1 protein-coding gene and 1 pseudogene are annotated in these 2,526 nt (G+C 72.6%); one reads left to right on the top strand and one right to left on the bottom strand.

The features are described from left to right. Window positions 1-209: 209 nt before the first annotated feature. Entirely contained in the window at window positions 210-1,151 is a 942-nt protein-coding gene (locus AC08ON_RS17335; protein WP_476607478.1) for a DUF4352 domain-containing protein, read from the bottom strand. Window positions 1,152-1,718: 567 nt separating this feature from the next. Here AC08ON_RS17335 and AC08ON_RS17330 point away from each other — a divergent pair. Continuing rightward, window positions 1,719-2,526 (top strand): annotated as a pseudogene (locus tag AC08ON_RS17330) (NYN domain-containing protein); the annotation flags it as partial.

Below are 2,526 nucleotides of genomic sequence, written 5' to 3'. Positions count from 1 at the left end.
GGCTGGAGGTCCCGCACGTCCACGTGCATCTCCTGCCGATCGAGGACGAGACGCAGATCGACTTCAGGCTCGCCGACCACAACCCCGACTCGGCCGAGCTCGATGCCGTGGCCGAGCGGATCCGCGCCGCCCTCGGCTGAGCCGGGTACCGGTCTGGCGCGGTTCTGGCGGTTCTGGCGGTTCTGGCGGTTCGTAGGGTTACGCGGCGGTCAGAGCTGGAACTTCGGCGGATCGACGGCGAACAGCGGTTCCCAGTTCAGGATGGCGTGCCCGGGCGGCGCATCGATGACGATGTTGCCCCGGACCCGTTGCCCGGCCTTGAGAGTCGACACCGACAGCCGCGGCGCGACGTTTTCGTAGCTGCCGTCGTACCGGGTGCCGTCGGAGGTCTGGATGTAGAAGTCGGACGGCGAGGCGGACGTCGACCCGCGGCTCACCTCGACCGTCACGTTAATGACGTAGTAGGCCCCCTGGGTGGGCGCGTCGCCGTACTGGGTCACCTTGCCGGTGGTGGAGCAGACGCTGTTGAGGGTGACCCTGGCTTCGAAGTCGCTGACCGAGGAGGTGGCCCGGCCGACGGCGGTGCCGGACCCGCCGATCGTCGCGGTGCCGGCCGCCGGCGCGTGCTGTGGCGTCACCGGAACGCAGTTCGGCACTCCGTTCGGGGCGGTCGCGGTGGTCGCGGTCGGGGTGGTCGCGGTCGCAGTGGTGTTCGGGAGGTCGGGCACGGTCACCGTCGGGGCCGGCGGGGAGGCGATCTCGGTGCCGTCACCGCCGCGCACCGCGAGGGCGATCACGACACCGAGCACGATGGCGGCGACCACGGCGAGGGGCACGATGATGAACAGCGGATTGGCCCGCTGCCGGGGCGGAGGCAGCGGGCTGCCCTGCTGCCAGCCGTCGGGCGGCGGGTAGCCCCCCGGGAGGTTGTGGTAAGCCCCCGGGGGGTTCTGGTAGGCGTCGGGAGCGCCCTGGTAGCCGACCGTCCCCGGGTATGGGGCACTCCCACCCTGGTAGGGCCCGGCAGCCGCGGCCGGGGGATTGCCAGCCGCCCGGTTGTCCCCAGCCCTGCCGTTCGCCGGGCTGTCCCCACCCGGGCGCGGCGCCGGGGTGCTGCGGGGCGCCGGGGTACCCGCCCCACTGCTGCCCACCCGGTTGTGGGGCGGTGCCTGGCCAGGCGAGGCGTGTCTCCTCCGAGTCGGGCTGGTTCGGCTGGCCGGGCTGGGGCGCTCCCCACGATGGGACCGGGGCCGCCGGGGGAGTAGAGGACGAACCGGAGGTGGGGGTGCTGCTGGGGTCCGCGGGCTGGTGCCAGGGATCACTCGGCTGCCTCCACGCCTCCTGGCTCCCGTCACCGCTGGGGGGCTGGTGAGGCGGGTTCTGGTCGGTCACGATGATCCTCTCAGGCGCAGCCAGGGCCGCGTTCGGAAGAAATCGAGCATAAGGGGCGCGCCTCGCGAGGCTACATAAGCCGACTTTCACCTAAGACAATGACCGCCCAGCCGTAGGCCGCCGACGTACCGATCTGGCCGGTAGCGGCTGTGAGTGCCCTGAGCTCTCCCGATAAGCTGTACTGTCATCGTTCTCCCCGTCGGCTCCGGAGTCCCGCGTGCCTTGCTGTCTGGCCGGTTGGACGAGCCGTTGGAGATACGGCCCGCCCAGTTTTTCCGTCGTGCGCATGATGACGGACATTTCGTCGCCACCCTCGGGTTCGCCGCATGCGTGAGCCGCTTCCGGCGCCGGTGCGGGCGCATGTCGTCGAGTTCGCCGAGCGGACGCTGGCGGATCTTCCCGAGCCGCAGGTCCCGCCGTCGCTGGTCGCGGTGCGCCGCTTCAAGCCCTCCCGCCGTGTCCGCCAGGGGGCCGTCCCGCTGGCCGCGGCGGTGGACGGTGACGTGTTCCGCGGCCGGGTCGCCGAGTGGATCCACCGTCATCATCCCGAGCTTGTCGAAGCCGTCAGCTCGCCGGACGGACCGCCGCCTGCGGCGCCCCCCGAGAAGATCGCCGCGGTCGCGTACCTGCTGCGGGTCTCCGGCTGGCAGGAGCTGGTCCAGGTCGCCGCGGCGTCCACGTCGGAGGCGGCGGCCCGCAGCCAGGTTGACGAGGCCGGGCGGACGATACTGCGGCTCACCGAACAACTGGAGACGAGCAAGCGCATCGCCGCGGCCGAGCAGGAGGAACTGCGCGAGCAGCTGCAGGCAGCCCGGGCGGAGGCGGACGAGGCGCGCCGGCGGCTGCGCTCGTCCGCTGCCGGGATCCGGCAGGCCGAGCAGGCCACGCGGGAGGCCCTGACCGCGGCCGAGGCGGCCCGGAACGCCGCCCTGGCCGCCAGCCGGGATGCCGAGGCGGAGACCCGGCGGCTGCGCGGCCGGGTGGCGGAACTGGAGAGCGCGCTCGCCTCCACCCGCCGGGACAGCCGCGAGTCCCGCAGCGTCGATGACGCCCGGTTGCGCGTTCTACTTGACACCCTGATCGCCTCGGCGCACGGCCTGCGACGCGAACTCGACCTCCCGACGATGGTCGCGA

Source organism: Frankia sp. CoWAU3 (genome assembly GCF_977971855.1).
Note: the sequence above shows the minus strand (reverse complement) of the source record. Positions and strands in the feature narration are given on the sequence as shown.